Here is a 21,291-nt window from a genome sequence, read left to right as displayed (position 1 = left end):
CCTCCTAGCGCACACGAATGCGCGGGTCGAGCAGTGCGTTGAGCACATCGGCCAGCAACGTGAGGATGATGTAGATCACTGCAATCAGCAGGACCACAGCCTGTACCACCGGAAAGTCGTCACGGGCGATAGCGTCCCAGGCAAGTTGCCCGATGCCCTGCAGGGAGAACACGGTTTCGATCACCACCGAGCCGCCGAGCATGAAGCCGAACTCCACCGCCGCCAGTGCGACGACCGGAATCAGGGCGTTGCGCAGTGCATGCTTGAACAGCACGCGGGCAGGGCGCAGGCCCTTGGCGCGGGCGGTGCGGATGTAATCGGAACTGAGCACATCAAGCATGCCGGCGCGGGTCAGGCGCATGATTGCCGGCGTCGCGTAGTAGCCCAGGGCAATGGCCGGCATGACGAAGTGCAGCAGGGTCGAGTTGCCGGACACCGGCAGCCACTTGAGCGTCACCGCGAACACCACGATCAGCATCAGCGCAAACCAGAAACTTGGCATTGCCTGACCCAGCACCGCGATGCTCAAGGCCAGCCGGTCAATCCAGGTGTCGCGTTTGACCGCAGCCAACACGCCCAGTGGAATGGCCACCAGCAAGGCGATCCCCAGCGCCATGGCACCCAGCCCCAGGGTAATCGGCAAGCGGCTGGCGACGAGGTTGTAGACCGATTCCTGAAAGAAAAACGAGTTGCCCAGGTCCAGCCGTAGCAAATCGCCCAGCCAGTTGAAGTACTGAGTCGGCAGCGGTTTGTTCAACCCGTACTGCACGCGAATCTGCTCGATCTGTTCGCTGGTGGCTTCCGGTCCGCCAATGGCAGTGGCGAGATCGCCGGACAGATGCAAAAGAGAAAAGCTGATCACCGACACGGTAATGGCAACGCAAACAGCGATGCCCAGGCGGCGCAGAAGGAATCCAAGCATGGCAAGTTTCCTCATATCCAATGGATGACAAGTGTGAGGATGTATCCGTGGCGCACGAGAGTCCGTGCGCCCGGTTACGTATTACTTCCACGTGGACTCGACGAAACGCGGCAGCTCATCCGGGTACGGCGTGAACGCAAGTTCGGAGGTGTAGGCGTAGTTCATCGAGTAGTTGAACAGCGGCGCCCAGTAGGCCTGTTCGCTGATGCGCTGCAAGGCCTTGCGGTAGTTGTCCTTGCGCACTTGCGGGTCGAGGGCATTGTCGGCGGTCTGCAACCAGCCCTGGACTTGTGGGTCCTTGATGTTGTCGTCCGGATTGCCCTTGAACCAGGTACCGGCCGACGCCGAGGTGTCGAGGATCGAGAACGAGCCCCATGCCTGAAACGACATGGGCACCTTGCCGCCACGTTGCTGATCGCGCAGGGCGGCGTACTTCAAGTAGCGCAGCTTGGCGTTGATGCCCACTGCGCGCAGGTTGCCGATGATGGCTTCGACGTAATCACGGTCGCGATAAGCGAAGATTTCTGTCTCGAAGCCATTTGGGTAACCGGCTTCGGCGAGCAGCGCCTTGGCCTTGGCGGGGTCATAGTTGTAGACCGTAGCCGCAGTGGTATCGCAACCGAACTGGCCTGGATAACAGGCAACCTGCAAAGGCTTGGCTTCGCCACCCACCAATTGCGTGGCCAGCGCATTGCGGTTGATCGCATGGTTGATGGCCTGGCGCACCTTGAGGTTCTTCATCGGTGAGTTTTCAGTGGAGGTGCCGCGTGCATCAAGAATCAGGAAACCGATGCGCATGGTTTCGCCACTGGTCACGGTCAGGTTCGGCATACCCTTGAGGTCGACCGCCTGATCCGAGGTCACACGCCAGGTCCAGTCGACACCCTCGGTCATCAACTCGGCCAGGCGGGTTTCTGCATCCGGGATCACGCGGAACTTGAGGTGGCTGATATGGGGCTTACCTTGTGGGCTGTCCGGGAAGTAGTCCTTGTTGATCTCCATGCTCACGCCTTCGCCCGCCACCACGGACACGGCTTTATACGGCCCGGTGCCCATTGGCTTGCGGCTGAATTCGGCCAGGCCGACCTTCTCGAAGTACTGCTTGGGGAACATCGGAACGGCGTTGGACAGGTATTCCAGTGCCGGCGGGAAAGGCTTCTTCAAATACAGGCGGACGCTGTAGTCACCGGTTTTTTCGGCGCTCTTGATCCAGTCTACGTTTTGCACGGTAACGACTTTCGCTTCGGGCGACACCACGTAGTTGAGGGTGAACACCACGTCGTCGGCGGTGAAGGCGTCGCCGTTGTGAAATTTGACGCCTTTGCGCAGCTCAAAGTCGATGGTGGTGTCGTCGACCTGCTTCCAGCTGGTGGCCAGCATGGGTTTGTATTCGCCGCTTTTGGGGTCGCGGTAGATCAGGCTGTCCCAGATCAGCCGGCCGAGAATCACGCCTTCGCGTAAATCGTTGTGATAGGGGCTGATGTTTTCAGGCTCGCTGTCGGAAGCGTAAACCAGGGTGTCGTTGGCTTTGCCGGCATGCGCCGGAAAGCTGCTGATAAGGCCCATCAGCGCAATACTGCAGGCGAAACCTTTGATGCCCATGCCGTCGTCTCCGTTGGCGAGAGTGGTTGAATCAAAGGGCAGCGAATCGCAAATGCGTAAAGGAGGAGGAAAAGGTCGGGCACTGTTTTTTTTGGTCTGGACACGAATGTAGGGAAGGGCTATCAATGCCACAAGCACAATATTTCGATACTTCCTTTGCCGAAAAGGCAATCCATGGGGGCTCCGATGCAGCTGTATGGCGTGCAGTCCACGGCACTGCGCTATTTTCTTGAAGTCGCGCGATGCGGATCGATCAGTGAGGCCTCAATGCGGCTGAATGTGGCGGCATCAGCGGTGAGTCGACAAATTTCCAAGCTTGAGCTGGCCCTGGATGCCAGCCTGTTTGAGCGTCGTGCCCGCGGCATGGTGCTCAGCGAGGCAGGGGCACGACTGGCGGCTTATGCGCGTAAGTCGCAACTTGAGGCCGAGCAGGTGGTGCTGGAAATTACCGAGTTGCATGGCTTGCAACGCGGCCATGTGCATGTTGCCTGCTCGGAAGGATTTGCCCTGGAATACATGCCCAGGAGCATCAGCGCGTTCAGGCGTGAGTACCAGGGTATTCATTTCACGCTGGAGGTCTGTGCGCCCGCTGAAGCGACCGAGAAGGTTCGCTCCGGTGAAGCCGATCTGGCGATGACGTTCAGCCTGACGCCGCAAAAGGAAATCAAGGTCGAACATATCCTGAGCGGGGCGATTTTTGCCGTGGTCTCCAATGCCCATCCCTTGGCCGGGCGTGAATCTGTCAATCTCGCTGAGTTGCAACCCTGGCCCATTGCGTTACCCAAGGCTGACACTACGATACGGCAACTGTTCGACATCTGTTGCGGCGTACAGGGGTTGTTGTTCGATCCGGTATTGACCACCAATTACGTTGCCGCGCTCTACAGTTTCGTCCGTGAAGAGGGAGGCATCAGCCTGGCCAGCGAAATGACCTTGCACCAACAGGTGGCGGACAAGCAGTTGCAATGCTTGCCGATCCTTGATGAAGGCATGCAGGCAAGGCGCATCGAGCTGCAAAGCATGGCTGGGCGCAATCTACCGGCGGCGGTTTCTGCGTTCAGGGATTTTCTGATCGCTGAGCTGACGAAGGCGAAGCGTCGTTGAAAAGAGGTGGCTGCTCGCTGTTTCTCATTGCGAGTTAGTGACGAAGGTATAAAACGGTCATCCGTTGTCAAGCGCTTTTCGGATGCGTAAGCTAGCCGTATTAACAAGACATCAATAGCTTCCCCCAGCATCCGTGGCCCCGCCGATCATGAGATCCGAAACCAGATCGTCGCGGCGGCCAATCAGCACTTCAGTCAATACGGCTATAGCAAAACTACGGTTTCCGACCTGGCCAAAGCAATCGGGTTTTCCAAGGCGTACCTGCAGTTCACTGATGCCGGACAAGACGGCCACCGCTTTTTTGGGGGCCGGCAACGGGTATCGATCACTGGCCGCTGATGTGGCGCGGTACAGCGTGTCACCCTCCAGCCACCAGCGCACCCGTTGCAGGCCGTTTTCGGGAAGGGCTGCGGGGCGACTCTTTACGTCGAGGCCAACGAGTCGTCCTGTGCAACCCGCGTGGCACCTGCGCTGATGCAGGGCTTCCCGGCCGAGCCGAAACACCGGGTAACGTGGCAGAACTGGATGCGCGCACCCTTCAGCCAGTGGGAGTTTCTTCAATAGCTTGCCGGCGTTCGGCTTTCTGACGTTCACGCAGTCCGCTCACAGGAGATCCTTGTCACGGTTAAATAAGCGGGCATTGGTCACCCGGATGCCCATGCAAAATACTTAATTGAACAAAGCTTTTAAGGCACTAATTGCCCATCAAGGGCTTTGCCGCTGGTGCTTCTTCAGCCGATAGGCAAATTGTGCACGGCTGAGCCCCACAAGCCTGGCGGCGGCGGCCAGGTTGCCGGCGTTGCGTTGCAGGGCTTCGTTGAGCAGGCGCGATTCAAGGCCTTCGATGGAAAACCCCGGTTCCAGTTGGCCAAGGGTGTCGAACAGGGCCAGGCACGGCGGTGGTGCGCTGTTGGACAGGCTGCCATGGTCGTCCAGGCCATAGGGATCGGCGGGCATAGGCTCGTTGCGAAACAGGTGCACGAGGTCAATGGGTTGGCCTTCGTCACTGGCGATCAGGCCGCGTTCGATCAGGTTTTGCAGTTCGCGCACATTGCCCGCGAAGTCATAGCGCAGCAGCGCTTTCAGGGCGCGCATGGTCAGGCCCATCGGGGTTCGGGCGTATTCCTGGCAGAAGCGTGTGAGGAACGCATTGATCAACAGTGGGATGTCGTCCCGGCGTTCGCGCAGCGGTGGCAGGGCGATGGGGTAGACATTCAGGCGGTAGAACAGGTCTTCACGAAAGGTGCCGTCGGCCACGGCTTTACGCAGATCGATATTGGTGGCGGCCACCACGCGCACATCCACCTTGATCCCGCGCACCCCGCCGACCCGTTCGATTTCCCGTTCCTGCAAGGCCCTCAGCAACTTGCTTTGCCCGGCCAGGCTGAGGCTGGTGATTTCGTCCAGAAACAGCGTGCCGCCCTGGGCCCGTTCGAAACGTCCAGGCCGCGAGTGCGTCGCGCCGGTATAGGCGCCGCGTTCGACACCGAACAGTTCGGCCTCGATCAGGTTGTCCGGAATGGCAGCGCAATTGAGTGCCACGAACGGGCTGTCCTGGCGGCGGCTGAGCTGGTGCAACTGGCGCGCAAACATCTCCTTGCCCACCCCCGACTCACCGCTGATCAACACCGTTGCCGGGGTCAGTGCAACGCGTTGCAGGGCTTGTGTCGCGGCGTTGAAGGCCGCACTCGCCCCCACCAGTGTTTGTGGCGGGTTGGCCCTGGCACTGTGGCTCACCGGGTGATCGGGTGTGGGCGCGACCGTGGCGTTGGTGACGGCCTGGGACACATTCAGGTAGCGCAGGTCCTGCTCGACGTCACCCCATTGCTCGGCCGTCTTGCCGATTACCCGGCAGCTGCGGTGGCCCATGCCACGGCATTCCACTTCGCGGAAAATCACCATTTGCCCGAACAGGCCACTGACGAAACCAATGGCATAGCCGGTTTCAGTCCAGCACACCGGGTCCTGGCCGATGCCGTAGGCGCCCACATGTTCATCGGCCTCGCACGAGTGGTGCCAGAGGAACTCGCCTTCATAGAACCCCGAATCGGCATCGAACTTGAAGTGCAGCGGTTCGACCTTGGTCATGCCTTCCAGGGTGTGCAAATGGGTCCCGGCGCGAAACACCGCGGCGGCATCGGCCTGTGGCCAGCGCTCGCGGATCAACCGCGCATCCCGCGCGCCGGAGGCATAACCGGTGCGGGTAAACAGGCCACGCGCCTGCTCCAGCCCCAGGCGCTCGATGACCTCCCTGCGCAGGGCGCCGAACGACGAACTGTGCAGCAACACCATGCGTTGATCGTTGAGCCAGATACGTCCGTCTTCGGGCGAGAAGAACAGGCAGTCGGTCAGTTCCGCCGGGGTGGGCGAACTGCTCTCACTGAGTTGGCGGCTGTCGCCGCGCGGATGGTAGGGCGCGATGGCCACCCGGTCGTCGGGCAGCGCGCTGGGGGGATTAGTCATTGTTATGCCCCTGCAAAGCGAGTGATCGATATGAGTAAATGCTCAGATAGTTATTAAACATAACCTTATCAATTGAACAAGTGGCAGAGCGCCGGTTTTTGCAGTCGATCGGCGGGTGAGGTATGGGCGGTGTGTGTGAGGCCCCGTCCCAGAGCCCTCGACGCTTTATGTCAGCGACGTTGCGTGCAAGCGGCACAGCCTTTGCTCAAGGCTTGATGCGGCGTTTGCACCCTGTGCAGGCGATGACAATTACAAGAACCGGGAGTTGCCATGTCAGTGTCTGAAACCACCCACTTTCTACAGCGGGCCATTGGGTCCGAATGCCTGTTCAACGGCGATTGGATACCCGCTTCGGGATCCGTGATCCCGGTGATCGAACCCGCCACCGGCGAACCCCTGATGCGCTGCGCCATGGCCAACCCGGCCGACATCGCCGTCGCCTGCCGCAGCGCGGCCCTGGCCCAGCCGGCCTGGGCTGCACTCGGCCCACGGGAGCGTGCCGAGGTGTTTCGCAAGGCGGCGGACCTGGCCCAGCAGTCCTTTGCCGAACTGGCGCTGTACGTCGCGCGGGAAACCGGCGGCGCGTTGTTCAAAGGCGAACACGAAGTGCGCGAGGCGATTGTGCTGCTGCATCAAGCGGCGGGGCTGTTGTCCCAACCTCACGGGCTGGTACTGCCCAGTGCGGCCGGTCGCCTGTCCTATGCCCGGCGTCAGCCCCACGGCGTGGTCGGGGTGATTTCACCGTTCAATTTTCCGCTGGTGCTGTCGCTGCGCTCGGTGGCACCGGCCCTGGCGGCGGGCAATGCGGTGGTGCTCAAGCCCGACCCGCAGACGCCGGTCAGCGGTGGTTTTCTGATCGCCCGGCTGTTCGAAGAGGCGGGCTTGCCCAAGGGCCTGCTGCAGGTATTGCCCGGTGCCGCGCCGGCGGGGGAGGCGCTGTGCCGCGATCCGAATGTGCAGATGATTGCGTTCACCGGGTCGACGGCGGCGGGGCGCAAAGTCGCCGAAGTGGCCGGACGACACCTGAAAAAAGTCGCGCTGGAACTGGGCGGCAAAAACCCGCTGATCATTCTCGAAGACGCCGACCTCGACCTGGCCGCGAGCAATGCCGCCTGGGGCGCCTGGCTGCACCAGGGGCAAATCTGTATGGCGACCGGCTTGATCCTCGCCCATGAGTCCATCGCCGAACGCCTCACGCGCAAGCTGGTGGACAAGGCCCGGGCGCTCACCGTGGGCAATGCCGCCCGCGGTGAAGCCGCGCTCGGCCCATTGATCAACCAACGGCAATTGCAGCGCGTGCACGAGATCGTCAGCGACAGCCTGCAAGCGGGCGCGCGGTTGGAGGCGGGCGGCGACTATGACCGCTTGTTCTACCAGCCCACTGTGCTCAGTGGCGTGCGTCCGGGCATGCGCGCGTTTGAGGATGAAATCTTCGGCCCGGTGGCCACGGTGGTCAGTTTTGCCACGGACGAGGAGGCCATCGAGCTGGCCAACCGCACCGAGTACGGCCTCTCGGCCGCGATCATCTCACCGTCGGTCGGGCGTGCCATGGCCATCGGCGAGCGGCTTGACTGCGGCCTGCTGCACATCAATGACCAGACCGTCGCCGACGAATGCATCAACCCCTTTGGTGGGCGCGGCGCTTCCGGCAATGGCGGCAGCGTAGGCGGGCCGGCCGACTGGGACGAGTACAGCCAGTGGCAGTGGGTCACGGTGAAAAACACTCCGCCTGCCTATCCGTTCTGAGTCCTGGCTCATCGTTTTGATCCACCCATGCCTATACAAAAATAAGAGGGCTTGAACATGAACCTGCACAACAAAACCCTGATCGTCACCGGTGTCGCTTCCGGCATTGGTGCCGAGTTGGCGCGCCTCGCGCGTTTCCAGGGCGCCACGGTGATCGGCGTTGATCGCCATGAACCGCAACTGACCCTGGATGGCTTCTTCCAGGCTGACCTGGGCGATCCGGCCAGCATCGATGCCCTGGTGGCACGCCTGCCGGCGCGGTTCGACGGGCTGTGCAACATTGCCGGCGTGCCCGGTACGGCGCCCGTGCAAGCGGTGGCCACGGTCAATTACCTGGGGTTGCGGCACCTGACCCAATCGCTGCTGCCACGCATGCCGGCGGGCGGCAGCATCGTCAATGTCGCCTCGGTGCTCGGCGCGCAATGGCCGCAACGCCTGGAGCTGCACAAGGCCCTGGCCGCGACGCAAAGCTTCGACGCCGGGCAGCAGTGGCTGGCGGCCAATCCGGTGGAGCAAGCCAGCTGTTATCAGTACTTCAAGGAAGCGCTGATCGTGTGGAGCTTCCAGCAATCCCAAGGCTGGTTTCGCGATCATTCGGTGCGCATCAACTGCGTCGCGCCGGGGCCGGTGTTTACCCCGATTCTCGGCGATTTCGTCAGCATGCTCGGGCCGGAGCGGGTGGCTGCGGACAGCCAGCGCATGACCCGTCCAGCCCTGGCCGATGAGGTGGCGGCGGTGATTGCCTTCCTCTGCTCGGACGACGCGCGCTGGGTCAACGGCGTCAATCTGCCGGTGGACGGTGGGTTGGCGGCGACCTACGTGTAAGGGTTGTAACAGCGGTAAACCCCGGCGCGGATCCACCGTGCCGGGCGTCTTGAACAACAACAAAAATACAGGACATACAAGATGCTCAAGCCTATCTTGCGGACGGTTGCGGCCACGACGTTTGTCGCACTGACATCGACTGCTTACGCTTATGATTTGCCCGGACTCAACCTGGGCAGCACCAGTTTCTACGACGGCTCACCGGCCCCGGCCGGCCCGGGCTGGTACCTGGAGGAATACCTGACGTACTCCCGGGCCAGCCGCTTCAATGATGCCAACGGCAACAAGCTGGCGTTGCCCAAGCAGGACCTGGAAGTGGTGGCGCCTACCACGCAGATCATCTACGTCGGCCAACCCCTGGCCAATGGCGCGATGCCGGGAATCACCCTGATCAACACCTCCCTGGCCCATGTGGATGTCGACGATGGGTTGAACAATGCGGCGCTGAGTTCTCGCGCTGGCTTTGGTGATGTGATTGTGGGGCCTTTCCTGCAACTGCCGACCCTGAGCCGCGCCGATGGCAGCCCACTGCTGACCCAACGTGTCGAAGCCGATATCTCGGTGCCGGTGGGTGCCTATGACCGCAAGCGCTCGATCAACCCAGGCAGCAACTTCTGGTCATTCAACCCGTATTACGCGGCGACGTACTGGTTCAGCCCGAAGTGGTCGGCGAGCGGGCGTTTCATGTACCTGTGGAATGGCAAGAATGATGATCCGCAGGCAGGTTTTGGCGATGTTTCCGATACCCAGGCCGGGCAGGCGTTGCATGCCAACCTGACCCTGCAATATGCCTTGAGCCAGCAACTGAGCGTGGGGGTTAACGGCTATTGGTTGAAGCAGATCACCGACACCAAGGTCGATGGGCACGCCGTGAGCGGGCGTCGGGAGAAGGTCTGGGCCATGGGCCCAGGCCTGGTCTATGCGTTCAGCAAGGAAGATGTGCTATCGGTAAACGCCTACTTTGAACAGCAGGCGGAGAACCGCACCGAGGGCAACAAACTGGTGCTCAATTGGCTGCATAAGTTCTAGTGGGCGCCGTACGCACCATCACGCTGATGATGGTCAGTGCGGCAATCACCACCCCGGGGGACGTCGCCAGCAGTACCCCCGCGGTGCCGGCGCCAGCGGCGAGGAGTTGCCCGGCCGCCAGCGGCCCGGCGACCGAACCCAAGCGGCCGACGGCCACTGCTGCACCGACACCGGTGGCGCGCACCGAGGTTGGGTAGGAGGGCGGTGCCGACGCATACAGCACCAACTGCGCGGCCATGACGAACAGGCCGGCGGCAAAACCGGCAATGGCCATGGGCACGATGCCCACCGACAACCCGACCCCTGCCAATGCCGCCAGCAACCCGGCATACACGGACAGCACCACTTTGACGGCATTGCACCGGTCCAGCAGCACGCCACCGAGCAGCGAACCGAGGGCGCCGCCGATATTGAAGAGCATCTGCACCATGCCCGCCTGGGGTTTGCTGAAGCCTTGTTCCAGCAACAGCGACGGCAGCCAATTAAGCAACATGTACATCACGGTCAGGGTGAAGAAGTAACTGAGCCACAAGGCCAGTGTGGTGCGGGCGCGACCTTCGCCGAACAGCGCCTGGCCGCTGGAAAGACGGGCGCCAGGCGTGTTGTCGCGCTGTTGGCGAAAGGCAGTGGATTCCGGCAGCAGCAGGATCATCAACGGTACGGCCAGCAAGGGTGCCAGGCCGCCGATGATAAACGTGGTCTGCCAGTGCTCACTGGAAAACATCGCCACCACTGCGGCCAATGCACCACCCAGCGGCACCCCGCAGTACATCACGCTGATGGCCGTGCCACGGTTGCGTTCGCTTACCGCTTCGGCGCACAGCGCGATCAGGTTTGGTAGCGCGGCGCCCAGGCCCAGGCCGGTGAGGAAGCGCACCAGCAACAGGCTTGAGTAGCTTTCGACAAACGCGGTGCTCAGGGAAAACAGCCCGAACAGCAGCACGGCGCTCACCAGGATTTTCTTGCGCCCGATGCGGTCGGCGACCCAACCGCCGAAGAATGCCCCCGGCAGCAGGCCAATGATGCCGACGCTGAACACCCAGCCGAGCATCTTCGGATCCAGGGCGAACGTTTGACGTAACCCGGCGGCGGCAGTGCCGGCGGCTTGCAGATCGAATCCCTCGATCAGCGCAACGATAAAGCACAACGCAATAGTCAGCGTCGAACGACGCGATGGACTGTCCATGGGCAAACCTCATTGTTGTTTTTGTTGTGGTGGCGAGCGCGAGTGGCTGCTGGTGATTAAGATAACAAAGATAACTAAAAAATGAATCGTGGATTAATCTGCTCATAAATCATGAATAAATCCATAAAATTCAAAAGCTTGGCATATAGATCCATATAAACCTAAAAAATAGATAGTTTTATTAATGTTCGATTATCGCTCAGTTGCGGTTGACGGGCACCGTCGGCTGTTTCCATTCTTGGCTCGCGAAGCCGACCGGGCCGAGCGTGTGCCACCCCAAAAACAACAACAAAAAATGGACATCGAACATGCCAGAACTACCTATGGAGCACGCCGCTGCAGCGGTGCCCATCGCCTGTGTGTCGAACACCACTCCACGCCTGCTCATGGCATGCCTGGCCTTGAGCGTGCTGCCCGCTCCGCTGTGGGCAGCAGGCTTTATCGACGACAGTCACGGCACCTTGACCTTGCGCAACTACTACCTGGACCGCGACTACAAGGACGACGGTGCGAAGACCGCCACGCGGGAATGGGCCCAGGCGTTCATCCTCAACCTGGAGTCGGGATACACCCCGGGCCCCGTGGGTTTTGGGCTGGATGTACGCGGGCTGATGGGGGTCAAGCTCGACTCCTCGCCAGACCGCAGCGGCACCGAGTTGTTGCCCGTGTCGGCGAGCGACAAGCGCGCCGCCGATGAGTACTCGCGCCTGGCCCCGACCGCCAAGCTGCGGTTTGCGCAAACCACGGTGAAGGCCGGCGATGTGTCGATCTTCCTGCCGTTCGCCTTTGCCAGCCCGTCGCGCCTGCTGCCGCAAACCTTTCGCGGCACCACCTTGAGCTCCAAGGACATCGATGGGCTGACCCTCAACACCGGCTACATCGACCGCATCAACAAACGCGACTCCACCGACTACCAGGCCATGACCATCGCCTCGCCCAACCGGCGTTTCAACGCCACCGCCACCACGTCGCATCTGGCGTATGTGGGCGGTGATTACCAGGTCAACAAAGACCTCAGCCTGCGTGTCTATCACTCGCAGGTGGCGGACCTCTACCAGCAGGACACCCTGGCGCTGCTGCACAACCTGCCGTTGGGAGATGGCGTGCTCACCAGCGACCTGCGCAGCTTTTTCAGTCGCGAGGACGGCAGTGCCAAGGCGGGCAACGTGGATAACCGCAACCTCTCGGCGCTGTTCGGCTACCGCCTCGGCGGACATCGCGTCAGCCTTGGCTACATGCACTCAAGCGGGGAGACGGCCACGCCCTATATCTCTGGAACGGAGTTGATGGGCATGAGCGAACTGACCATGAGCTCGGACTTTCTCAACGCCAAGGAGCGCACCTGGCAGGCCATCTACGACTACGACTTCGCCGCAGCGGGTGTGCCGGGGTTGAAGACTCGGCTGCGCTATGTGCGTGGCGACAACATCGAACTGGCCGCTTTCAACGCCGAGGATCGCAAGGAGCGCGAGTTCCAGATGGAGTTGGGCTATGTGATCCAGGACGGCCCGCTGAAGAACGTCGGGTTCATGGCGCGCAAGTCGATCTACCGCAATGACTTCCCCAGCGGCGCGGCGTTTCGCGATGAAAACCAGACCCGTTTCCTGGTGCTCTACACCGTGGCGCTCTGGTAAGCCGATCAGTCCTGGTAGACCTTCTTCAGCAGGCGCAGCAGCTCTTCACGCTCCTGGCCGTCGAGGGCGGCCGTGGCGTCCAGGTCACTCTGGGCGGCGATCGCCTTGAGCTCCTTGAGCAGGGTTTCGCCGCTCTTGCTGAGGAAGATCCCGTAGGAGCGCTTGTCTGGCTTGCAGCGCACCCGCACGGCGAGGGCGCGGCTTTCCAGCTTGTTCAGCAACGGCACCACCTGGGGCGGCTCGATCGCCAGTGCGCGAGCCAGGTCGGCCTGCATCAGCCCGGGGTTCTGCTCGATGATCGCCAGGGCCGAGAACTGCGCAGGGCGCAGGTCGTGGTCCGACAGTCGGCCGATCAGGTTCTGGAACAGCTTGAGCTGGGCGCGACGCATGGCGTAGCCGATCAGATCGTCCAGGGCTGAATCCAGCGGCGGCCGTACCTCGTCGTTATCGGGTAGGGCCTGGCTGGCGGCGGCGATGTTGGAAGGCTTGGCCATTGGCAGTGCAATCCTCAGAAGGTGGAGGTTAAGAAGGCTATCTAGTTTGCCGAGGTTGGCGAGCCATGGCTATGCCGGCTTTTCACAACGCCTGGAAAACGCAGGTTTCACCGTGTAAAAATATTGGTTATCCGTGTTAATAGTTAATTGACATAACTATATTTGCGGTTTAATTTCGAATCATCTTCAAACCCCAGAACAAGAGCGTACCGCCATGAGCAATTACGAAGGCCGTTGGACCACCGTCAAGGTTGAGATCGAAGAAGGCATCGCCTGGGTCATTCTCAATCGTCCGGAAAAACGCAACGCCATGAGCCCGACCCTGAACCGGGAAATGATCGATGTCCTGGAAACCCTTGAGCAGGACCCTGCCGCCGGCGTGCTGGTGCTGACCGGCGCAGGCGAAGCCTGGACCGCCGGCATGGACCTCAAGGAATACTTTCGCGAGGTGGATGCCGGCCCGGAAATCCTCCAGGAAAAAATCCGCCGCGAAGCCTCGCAATGGCAATGGAAACTGCTGCGCATGTACGCCAAGCCGACCATCGCCATGGTCAATGGCTGGTGCTTCGGCGGTGGCTTCAGCCCGCTGGTGGCCTGTGACCTGGCGATCTGCGCCGACGAAGCGACCTTCGGCCTCTCGGAAATCAACTGGGGCATCCCGCCGGGCAACCTGGTGAGCAAGGCCATGGCCGACACCGTGGGCCATCGCCAATCGCTGTACTACATCATGACCGGCAAGACCTTTGGCGGGCAGAAAGCCGCCGAAATGGGCCTGGTCAACGAAAGCGTGCCGCTGGCTCAACTGCGCGAAGTGACCATCGAACTGGCGCGCAACCTGCTGGAGAAAAACCCGGTGGTGCTGCGTGCCGCCAAGCATGGCTTCAAACGCTGCCGCGAATTGACCTGGGAGCAGAACGAGGATTACCTCTACGCCAAGCTCGATCAGTCGCGCCTGCTCGACACCGAAGGCGGTCGCGAGCAGGGCATGAAACAGTTCCTCGACGACAAGAGCATCAAGCCTGGCCTGCAGGCGTATAAACGCTGAAGGGTGCGGCCGCCTGGCCGCGCCGTTGTACCCTGCTTGAACGTATTCCCGATAAAGATAATAAAGAGGAATCACCATGCTGGACGTGCCCCTGTTGATCGGCGGCCAGTCGTGCCCCGCCCGTGACGGTCGAACCTTCGAACGTCGCAACCCGGTGACCGGTGAAGTGGTCTCGCGGGTGGCCGCCGCGACCCTGGAAGATGCCGACGCCGCCGTAGCGGCCGCCCACGCCGCGTTCCCCGCGTGGGCTGCGCTGGCGCCCAACGAACGCCGCACCCGCTTGCTCAAGGCTGCCGAGCAATTGCAGGCGCGCAGCGCCGAATTCATTGCCGCCGCCGGCGAGACCGGCGCCATGGCCAACTGGTATGGCTTCAACGTGCGCCTGGCGGCCAATATGCTGCGCGAAGCGGCGTCGATGACCACCCAGATCACTGGTGAAGTGATCCCCTCCGATGTTCCCGGCAGTTTCGCCATGGCCTTGCGGCAGCCGTGCGGCGTGGTACTGGGCATCGCGCCGTGGAATGCCCCGGTGATCCTCGCCACACGTGCCATCGCCATGCCGTTGGCCTGCGGTAATACCGTGGTGCTCAAGGCCTCGGAGCTGAGCCCGGCGGTGCACCGCCTGATTGGCCAGGTGTTGCAGGACGCCGGCCTGGGCGATGGCGTGGTCAACGTCATCAGCAATGCCCCGGCGGATGCCGCTGCGATTGTCGAGCGGCTGATCGCCAACCCGGCCGTGCGCCGGGTCAACTTCACCGGCTCGACCCATGTGGGGCGGATTGTCGGCGAGCTCTCGGCGCGTCACCTCAAGCCGGCCTTGCTGGAACTGGGCGGCAAGGCGCCGTTGCTGGTGCTCGATGACGCCGACCTCGACGCTGCGGTCGCGGCGGCGGCCTTTGGCGCCTATTTCAACCAGGGCCAGATTTGCATGTCCACCGAGCGCCTGATTGTCGATGCCAAGGTCGCCGATGCCTTCACCGCCAAGCTGGCGGCCAAGGTCGCGACCCTGCGCGCGGGCGATCCCATTGCAGCGGATTCGGTCCTGGGTTCCCTGGTGGACGCCGGCGCCGGCACACGCATCAAGGCCCTGATCGACGATGCCCTCGCCAAGGGCGCGCGGCTGGTGGTAGGTGGCCAACTGGACGGCAGCATCCTGCAGCCGACCCTGATCGATGGCGTCACCGAACACATGCGCTTGTACCGCGAAGAGTCCTTCGGTCCGGTGGCGGTACTGCTGCGCGGTGACGGCGATGAGGCGTTACTGCGCCTGGCCAACGACTCCGAGTTCGGCCTTTCGGCGGCGATCTTCAGCCGTGACACCGGACGTGCCCTGGCCCTGGCCCAGCGTGTCGAGTCGGGCATTTGCCATATCAACGGCCCGACCGTGCATGACGAGGCGCAGATGCCGTTTGGCGGGGTCAAGTCCAGCGGCTACGGCAGCTTTGGCGGCAAGGCCTCGATCGAGCACTTCACGCAATTGCGCTGGGTGACCTTGCAGAACGGGCCACGGCATTACCCGATCTGAGCAGGCGTCGCGACATAACAATAACAAGGCGGCGTTGACCCGCCTTGCTGGAGGACACCCTTGTGAGTTCCGAATTCAGACCGCAACCCCAGCCCGCACCGCGATACCGCGAGGTCTCCATCGGCCACGCACCGGTGGCGGTCACTGAAGAACACGGCGTGCTGCATATGCGCTCCCTGGAGCCCCTGGCCGAGTTGCCGACGCGCTTGCTTGATCGCCTGGTGCATTGGGCCCAGGTGCGGCCCGAGCAGACGTTTATCGCGGCACGCCAGGCCGGTGGTGATTGGCGCCGGGTCAGCTACCGCGAGATGCTCGACAGCGTGCGTGCGATTGCCCAGGGCCTGTTGAGTTATGGGCTCTCGGCGCACAAGCCGCTGGCCTTGCTGTCGGGCAACGACATCGAGCATTTGCAGGTCGCCCTCGGCGCGATGTACGCCGGTATTCCTTATTGCCCGGTATCGCCGGCGTATTCGTTGTTGTCCCAGGATTTCGCCAAGCTGCGGCATGTGTGCGACCTGCTGCAACCGGGGCTGGTGTTCGTCAGCGATGCGGCCGCTTACCAGCGCGCCATCGATGCTGTCTTGCCGGCCGAGACTCCGCTGATCAGCGTGCGCGGCCACGTGCCTGGGCGCACTCAGGTCAGCTTCGCCAGCCTGCTGCAAACGCCGGGCGGCGCCGAGGCCGACGCGGCATTCCAGGCCACCGGCCCCGACAGCATCGCCAAGTTTCTATTCACCTCGGGCTCGACCAAGTTGCCCAAGGCGGTGATCACTACGCAGCGCATGCTCTGTGCCAACCAGCAAATGCTGTTGCAGACATTCCCGGTGTTCGGTGAGGAACCGCCGGTACTGGTGGACTGGCTGCCGTGGAACCACACCTTCGGCGGTAGCCATAACGTCGGCATCGTGCTCTACAACGGCGGCACCTTTTACCTCGACGACGGCAAGCCCACAGTCCAAGGCTTTGCCGAGACCCTGCGCAACCTCAAGGAGGTTTCGCCCACGGCCTATTTGACGGTGCCCAAGGGCTGGGAAGAATTGGTCAACGCCCTGGAACAGGACGCCGAGTTGCGCGAACGGTTTTTTGCGCGCATGAAACTGTTCTTCTTCGCCGCCGCCGGCCTGTCGCAAAGTGTCTGGGATCGCCTCGACCGCGTGGCCGAACAGCACTGCGGTGAACGTATCCGCATGATGGCCGGGCTGGGCATGACCGAAGCCGCGCCGTCCTGCACCTTCACCACCGGGCCGTTGTCCATGGCCGGCTATATCGGATTGCCTGCGCCGGGCTGCGAGGTGCGCCTGGTGCCGTTGGACGGCAAGTTCGAAGGGCGCTTTCGCGGGCCGCACATCATGCCGGGGTACTGGCGGGCGCCCGAGCAAACCGCCGAGGTGTTCGACGAACAGGGTTTCTACTGTTCCGGTGACGCGATCAAGCTCGCCGACCCGCACCAGCCGCAATTGGGGCTGATGTTCGACGGGCGGATTGCCGAGGATTTCAAGTTGTCTTCCGGGGTGTTTGTCAGTGTCGGCCCGTTACGCAATCGCGCCGTGCTCGACGGCGCGCCCTATGTGCAGGACCTGGTGATTGCCGCGCCGGACCGCGAATGCCTGGGAGCACTGGTGTTCCCCCGGCTCTACGAGTGCCGGCGGCTGGCCGGCTTGAGCGCCGACGCCAGCGACGCCGAGGTGTTGGCCAGCGCGCCGGTACGCCAGTGGTTCGGCGACTGGTTGCAGCGCCTCAACCGCGAGGCCACCGGCAATGCCAGTCGCCTGGAATGGATTGCCCTGCTCGACGAGCCGGCGTCCATCGACCGTGGGGAAATCACCGACAAAGGCTCGATCAACCAGCGTGCCGTGCTGCAATGGCGCGCGGCCAAGGTCGAGGCGTTGTATCGCGGTGAAGAGGCCACGATCCTGCGCGCCGGGCCCAAGCCTTGAGCAGCGCCGGGCAGTACTCGGCGTTTGCCGATGCGGCGATTTTCGAGGCGGTGCGCACGCCTTGGGTCGACCTCGGGGGCGCACTGTCCCAGGTGTCGCCCATCGACCTGGGCATCAAGGTCGGCCGGGAAGTATTGGCCCGTGCCGGCATCGACCCCCAGGCGGTGGACAGCGTCTTGGCCGGTTCCATGGCCCAGGCCAGCTTCGATGCCTACTTGCTGCCACGGCATATCGGCTTGTACAGCGGGGTGGCGCAAGCGGTCCCGGCACTGGGGGTGCAGCGCATCTGCGCCACCGGTTTCGAGCTGCTGCGCCAGGCCGCTGAACAGTTACGCGACGAGGTGCAACTGGCCCTGTGCGTGGCCAGCGAGTCCATGTCGCGCAACCCGATTGCGGCCTACACCCATCGGGATGGGTTTCGCCTCGGCGGCGAGGTGCAATTCAAGGATTTTCTCTGGGAGGCCCTGTACGACCCGGCCCCTGGTCTGGACATGATTGCTACCGCCGACAACCTGGCGCGCCGTTATGGCCTGAGCCGCAAGGCCGTGGACCGCTACGCCTGCGACAGCCATCAGCGTGCCTTGCAGGCGCAACGTGACGGCGCGTGGGCGGAAGAAATCGTCACGGTCGATAACCAGGTGTTCGAGCTTGAGGGGTATCAGCCCAGGGGCATCAGCCTGGCGCGTCGGGCGAGTGCCGTCAGCGCCGACAGCCACCCACGTCCCACCGACCTTGAAGCCTTGACGCGCTTGCGCGCCGTGCATCCAGGTGGCGTGCAAACCGCCGGCAACAGTTGCGCGGTGGTCGATGGTGCGGCGGCGGCTTTGGTGGGGCGTGCCTCGGCCTGCACGCGGCCGGCCCTGGCGCGGCTGCTGGCCAGCGCGGTGGTCGGTGTGGCCCCCGAGTTCATGGGTATCGGCCCGGCACCGGCGATCCGCCTGCTGCTGCAACGCAGCGGGTTGAATCTGGATGACATCGGCCGCTTCGAGATCAACGAAGCCCAGGCCGCCCAGGTACTGGCGGTGGCCCATGAACTGGAGCTGGACAGCACCCGCCTCAACGTCCAGGGCGGCTCGCTTGCCCTGGGGCATCCCCTGGCCGCCACCGGCCTGCGGCTGGTGATGACCCTGGCCCGACAACTGCGCCAGCACAACCTGCGCTACGGGATTGCCGCAGCGTGTGTGGGCGGCGGGCAGGGCATGGCGTTGCTGATCGAGAACCCTGTCTACCGCGCTTGAAGGTTTTTTTAGTCGATGAGGTGTCCCGATGTGGAGCTATGAGGCGCCCCTGGGCGATATGCAATTTGTCCTGGAACACTGGTTGCAGGCGCCCGACACCTGGCAGCGCCACCCGGCGTTCGCGGCCCTGGACCTGCCGCTGGCGCTACAGGTGCTGGAGGAGGCGGCACGCTTCAGTCAGGGCGTATTGGCGCCGTTGAATAGCAGCGGTGATCGCCAGGGCTGCCGCTGGCAGGCGGGCCGGGTCAGCACCCCGGACGGCTTTGCCGAGGCCTATCGCGCCTATGTCGACGGCGGTTGGCCGGCGCTGGCGTGTGCCGAGGAGCAGGGCGGGCAGGGCTTGCCGCAACTGCTCGATGCGGCGCTGCAAGAGATGCTCTACGCCAGCAACCACGCCTGGGCCATGTACACCGGGATCGCCCACGGCGCCTACCTGTGCCTTAAGACCCACGCCGCTCCGTGGTTGCAGGCGCGCTACCTGCCCGACATTGTCAGTGGCCAGGTCTTGCCCACCATGTGCCTCACCGAGTCCCAGGCCGGCAGCGATGTCGGCTTGCTGCGCTGTCGCGCGCAGCCCCAGGCGGATGGCAGTTATCGCCTCAGCGGCAGCAAGCTGTTTATCTCCGGCGGCGAGCACGACCTCACGGCCAATATTCTGCACCTGGTGCTGGCGCGCCTGCCCGATGCGCCGCCGGGCAGCCGTGGCATTTCACTGTTCCTGGTGCCCAAGCAACTGGACGATGGCCAGGCCAATGGCGTGCACTGCGACGGCATCGAACACAAGATGGGTATCAAGGGCAGCGCCACCTGTTCCCTGGTCTTCGACGCCGCCCAGGGCTGGCTGATCGGCGAGGCCAATCGCGGCCTGGCGGCGATGTTCGTGATGATGAATTCCGCGCGCCTGCATGTGGGCCTGCAAGGCCTGGGGCATGTCGAGGCGGCTTGGCAGAACGCCCGCCAGTACGCCGCCGAGCGCTTGCAGATGCGCGCACCGTCAAGGCCGGAAGAGGTGGTGGCCCAGGCGGCTGACCCGATCCGTTATCACCCGGCCATGCGCCGCGTGTTGCTGGAGCTGCGCACCACCAGCGAGGGCATGCGTGCCATCGGCTATTGGGCGGCGCACCTGCTTGATCAGGCCGAACATGACCAGGACTCGTCGGCCGCCCAGTTGGCGCCGTTGCTGACGCCCATCATCAAGGCGTTCTTCACCGAACAGGGCTTTCGCCAGGCCAGCCATGCGCTGCAGGTGTTCGGCGGTTACGGCTACGTCACCGAGTTCGCCATCGAGCAAACCCTGCGCGACAGCCGCATCGCGATGATCTACGAGGGCAGTAACGAGATCCAGGCCAATGACCTGTTGCTGCGCAAGGTGCTGGGGGATGAGGGCCGAGCCTTTGGCCTGCTGCTGGCCGAGTTACGCGCCGAGGCCGCGCAGGGCAGACAGTATGTCGAATGCGCAGGCTTCTCCGGTGCGTTGGGCAGCCTGTGCGACACGTTGGCCCGTGTGGTGAACGCCATACGTGAACGCGCACACGAGGACAGTGAATACCCCTATCGGGCTGCGCCGGACTTCCTCCAGCTCTGTGGCGTGGCGTTGCTGGCCTTTGCCTGGGCGCGGGCCGCGCGCGTCTCCAGGGCACTGCCCGACGATCACCCCTTGCGTGCCGCCAAGCTGCAAAGCGCCGGGTTCTTTTTCGATTACCTGCCGTCGCGGCTGGCGCAGCACCTGGGCGCCATAGATGGGGCACGGGCAGCGCTGGCGTTCATCTGACGCGGCCAGGTGCTTGCGATACTATGGCGGCTCACGTTTTCTGGAAGTCGCCTGGATGAGTAAACCCGGTCAATTGGTGCTGGTTGCACTGCGCAAGATGATTGCCAGCGGGGAGTTGGCGGCGGGCGAGCGGTTGATGGAGATCCCCACGGCGCAGCTGTTCGGCGTGTCGCGCATGCCCGTGCGCATGGCCTTTCGCACCCTCGAACAGGAAGGACTGCTGGTGCCGTTTGGCGGGCGCGGTTATCAGGTGCGTTCGGTCAGCCCCAGCGACATTGCCGGCGCCGTCGAAGTGCGCGGCGTGCTTGAGGGTCTGGCAGCGCGTCAGACCGCCGAGCTTGGTTTATCCGATGCGGCACGTGCGGCGCTGGAGCGCTGCCTGGTGGAAGGCGATCAACTGTTCGAAAAGGGCTACGTGACCGAGGATGACCTTGAGGTCTATCACGACCTGAACATGCGCTTTCACCAGGTCATCGTCGAAGGCAGCCACAACCCGGCAATCGCCGACGCCCTGGCCCGCAATGATCATTTGCCGTTCGCCTCGGTGACCGCGCTGGCGGTGGATCGCGAGGACATGGCCCGCGAGTACCGACGCTTCAACTATGCCCACATGCAGCATCACTCGGTCTTCGACGCCCTGGTCAATCGCCAGGGCGCGCGGGCCGAAGCCATCATGCGTGAGCACGCCAATGCGACCTTGCGCTATGCCGAGATCTTCAGCTCGGCCACCGCCGCCGCGCGCATGAAGGTGATTTTGCCCGCGTCGTGAC

At 62.9% G+C, this 21,291-nt stretch carries 16 protein-coding genes and 2 pseudogenes; 12 read left to right on the top strand and 6 right to left on the bottom strand.

Going from position 1 to position 21,291, the window contains the following annotated elements:
• Positions 1-4: 4 nt before the first annotated feature.
• Positions 5-922, bottom strand: coding sequence for an ABC transporter permease (locus tag HCF10_RS04440; RefSeq protein WP_131698875.1), 918 nt, complete (start codon positions 920-922; stop codon positions 5-7).
• An 81-nt stretch (positions 923-1,003) separates the two neighbouring features.
• The gene (locus HCF10_RS04435) at positions 1,004-2,524 is read right to left on the bottom strand and encodes an ABC transporter substrate-binding protein (protein ID WP_167654960.1); all 1,521 of its coding nucleotides are present in this window, start codon (positions 2,522-2,524) and stop codon (positions 1,004-1,006) included.
• A 186-nt stretch (positions 2,525-2,710) separates the two neighbouring features.
• On the opposite strand from HCF10_RS04435, the gene HCF10_RS04430 reads away from it, so the two are divergent.
• Positions 2,711-3,628, top strand: coding sequence for a LysR substrate-binding domain-containing protein (locus HCF10_RS04430; protein ID WP_145337127.1), 918 nt, complete (start codon positions 2,711-2,713; stop codon positions 3,626-3,628).
• A gap of 99 nt (positions 3,629-3,727) precedes the next feature.
• A pseudogene (locus HCF10_RS04425) lies at positions 3,728-3,949 on the top strand (TetR/AcrR family transcriptional regulator); the annotation flags it as partial.
• Here HCF10_RS04425 and HCF10_RS31145 read toward each other — a convergent pair.
• Together HCF10_RS31145 and HCF10_RS04415 are read right to left on the bottom strand one after the other, a co-directional pair.
• Positions 3,869-4,045, bottom strand: a pseudogene (locus tag HCF10_RS31145) (type II secretion system protein GspJ); the annotation flags it as partial. The pseudogenes HCF10_RS04425 and HCF10_RS31145 overlap by 81 nt on opposite strands.
• Before the next feature lie 288 nt (positions 4,046-4,333).
• The gene (locus HCF10_RS04415; protein WP_167654959.1) at positions 4,334-6,091 is read right to left on the bottom strand and encodes a sigma-54-dependent Fis family transcriptional regulator; all 1,758 of its coding nucleotides are present in this window, start codon (positions 6,089-6,091) and stop codon (positions 4,334-4,336) included.
• Positions 6,092-6,361: 270 nt separating this feature from the next.
• Here HCF10_RS04415 and HCF10_RS04410 point away from each other — a divergent pair, with 270 nt between their 5' ends.
• From HCF10_RS04410 to HCF10_RS04400, 3 genes are all read left to right on the top strand, one after another.
• Complete coding sequence (locus HCF10_RS04410) at positions 6,362-7,837, top strand: benzaldehyde dehydrogenase (RefSeq protein ID WP_167654958.1); 1,476 nt, start codon at positions 6,362-6,364, stop codon at positions 7,835-7,837.
• A 57-nt stretch (positions 7,838-7,894) separates the two neighbouring features.
• A complete protein-coding gene (locus tag HCF10_RS04405) occupies positions 7,895-8,662 on the top strand; it encodes a coniferyl-alcohol dehydrogenase (protein ID WP_167654957.1) in 768 nt (255 codons plus the stop codon).
• A gap of 81 nt (positions 8,663-8,743) precedes the next feature.
• Complete coding sequence (locus HCF10_RS04400) at positions 8,744-9,691, top strand: SphA family protein (RefSeq protein WP_167654956.1); 948 nt, start codon at positions 8,744-8,746, stop codon at positions 9,689-9,691.
• Here the strand turns inward: HCF10_RS04400 and mhpT are convergent.
• The gene (gene mhpT / locus HCF10_RS04395) at positions 9,669-10,877 is read right to left on the bottom strand and encodes a 3-(3-hydroxy-phenyl)propionate transporter MhpT (protein ID WP_131698868.1); all 1,209 of its coding nucleotides are present in this window, start codon (positions 10,875-10,877) and stop codon (positions 9,669-9,671) included. The two genes, HCF10_RS04400 and mhpT, sit on opposite strands and share 23 nt — an antisense overlap.
• Positions 10,878-11,185: 308 nt before the next feature.
• Here mhpT and HCF10_RS04390 point away from each other — a divergent pair, with 308 nt between their 5' ends.
• On the top strand, positions 11,186-12,511 hold the full coding sequence (locus tag HCF10_RS04390) for an OprD family porin (RefSeq protein WP_205885511.1): 1,326 nt from the start codon (positions 11,186-11,188) through the stop codon (positions 12,509-12,511).
• Positions 12,512-12,516: 5 nt separating this feature from the next.
• On the opposite strand, the gene HCF10_RS04385 is transcribed toward HCF10_RS04390, so the two are convergent.
• The gene (locus tag HCF10_RS04385) at positions 12,517-13,005 is read right to left on the bottom strand and encodes a MarR family winged helix-turn-helix transcriptional regulator (protein WP_122560566.1); all 489 of its coding nucleotides are present in this window, start codon (positions 13,003-13,005) and stop codon (positions 12,517-12,519) included.
• A gap of 214 nt (positions 13,006-13,219) precedes the next feature.
• Between HCF10_RS04385 and HCF10_RS04380 the strand changes: the two genes are divergently transcribed.
• From HCF10_RS04380 to HCF10_RS04355, 6 genes are all read left to right on the top strand, one after another.
• Complete coding sequence (locus HCF10_RS04380; protein WP_010567568.1) at positions 13,220-14,050, top strand: p-hydroxycinnamoyl CoA hydratase/lyase; 831 nt, start codon at positions 13,220-13,222, stop codon at positions 14,048-14,050.
• A 76-nt stretch (positions 14,051-14,126) separates the two neighbouring features.
• Positions 14,127-15,575, top strand: a complete 1,449-nt coding sequence (locus HCF10_RS04375; RefSeq protein ID WP_131698867.1) for an aldehyde dehydrogenase — start codon at positions 14,127-14,129, stop codon at positions 15,573-15,575.
• A gap of 62 nt (positions 15,576-15,637) precedes the next feature.
• On the top strand, positions 15,638-17,512 hold the full coding sequence (locus HCF10_RS04370) for a feruloyl-CoA synthase (protein ID WP_145337153.1): 1,875 nt from the start codon (positions 15,638-15,640) through the stop codon (positions 17,510-17,512).
• Positions 17,509-18,750 carry a thiolase family protein gene (locus HCF10_RS04365; RefSeq protein ID WP_167654955.1) on the top strand — a complete coding sequence of 414 codons (1,242 nt, stop codon included), beginning with the start codon at positions 17,509-17,511 and terminating at the stop codon, positions 18,748-18,750. Before HCF10_RS04370 ends, HCF10_RS04365 begins: the two co-directional genes overlap by 4 nt.
• A gap of 28 nt (positions 18,751-18,778) precedes the next feature.
• Entirely contained in the window at positions 18,779-20,521 is a 1,743-nt protein-coding gene (locus HCF10_RS04360; RefSeq protein ID WP_167654954.1) for an acyl-CoA dehydrogenase, read from the top strand.
• A gap of 55 nt (positions 20,522-20,576) precedes the next feature.
• Positions 20,577-21,290 (top strand): GntR family transcriptional regulator, encoded by a 714-nt coding sequence (locus HCF10_RS04355; RefSeq protein WP_065939635.1) that lies wholly within the window; start codon positions 20,577-20,579, stop codon positions 21,288-21,290.
• Position 21,291: the final 1 nt, after the last annotated feature.

It is taken from the genome of Pseudomonas sp. B14(2022) (genome assembly GCF_012030485.1).
Taxonomy (GTDB): Bacteria; Pseudomonadota; Gammaproteobacteria; order Pseudomonadales; family Pseudomonadaceae; genus Aquipseudomonas.
The sequence above is the reverse complement of the archived record's forward strand: the minus strand, read 5'-3'. Positions and strand labels throughout refer to the sequence as shown.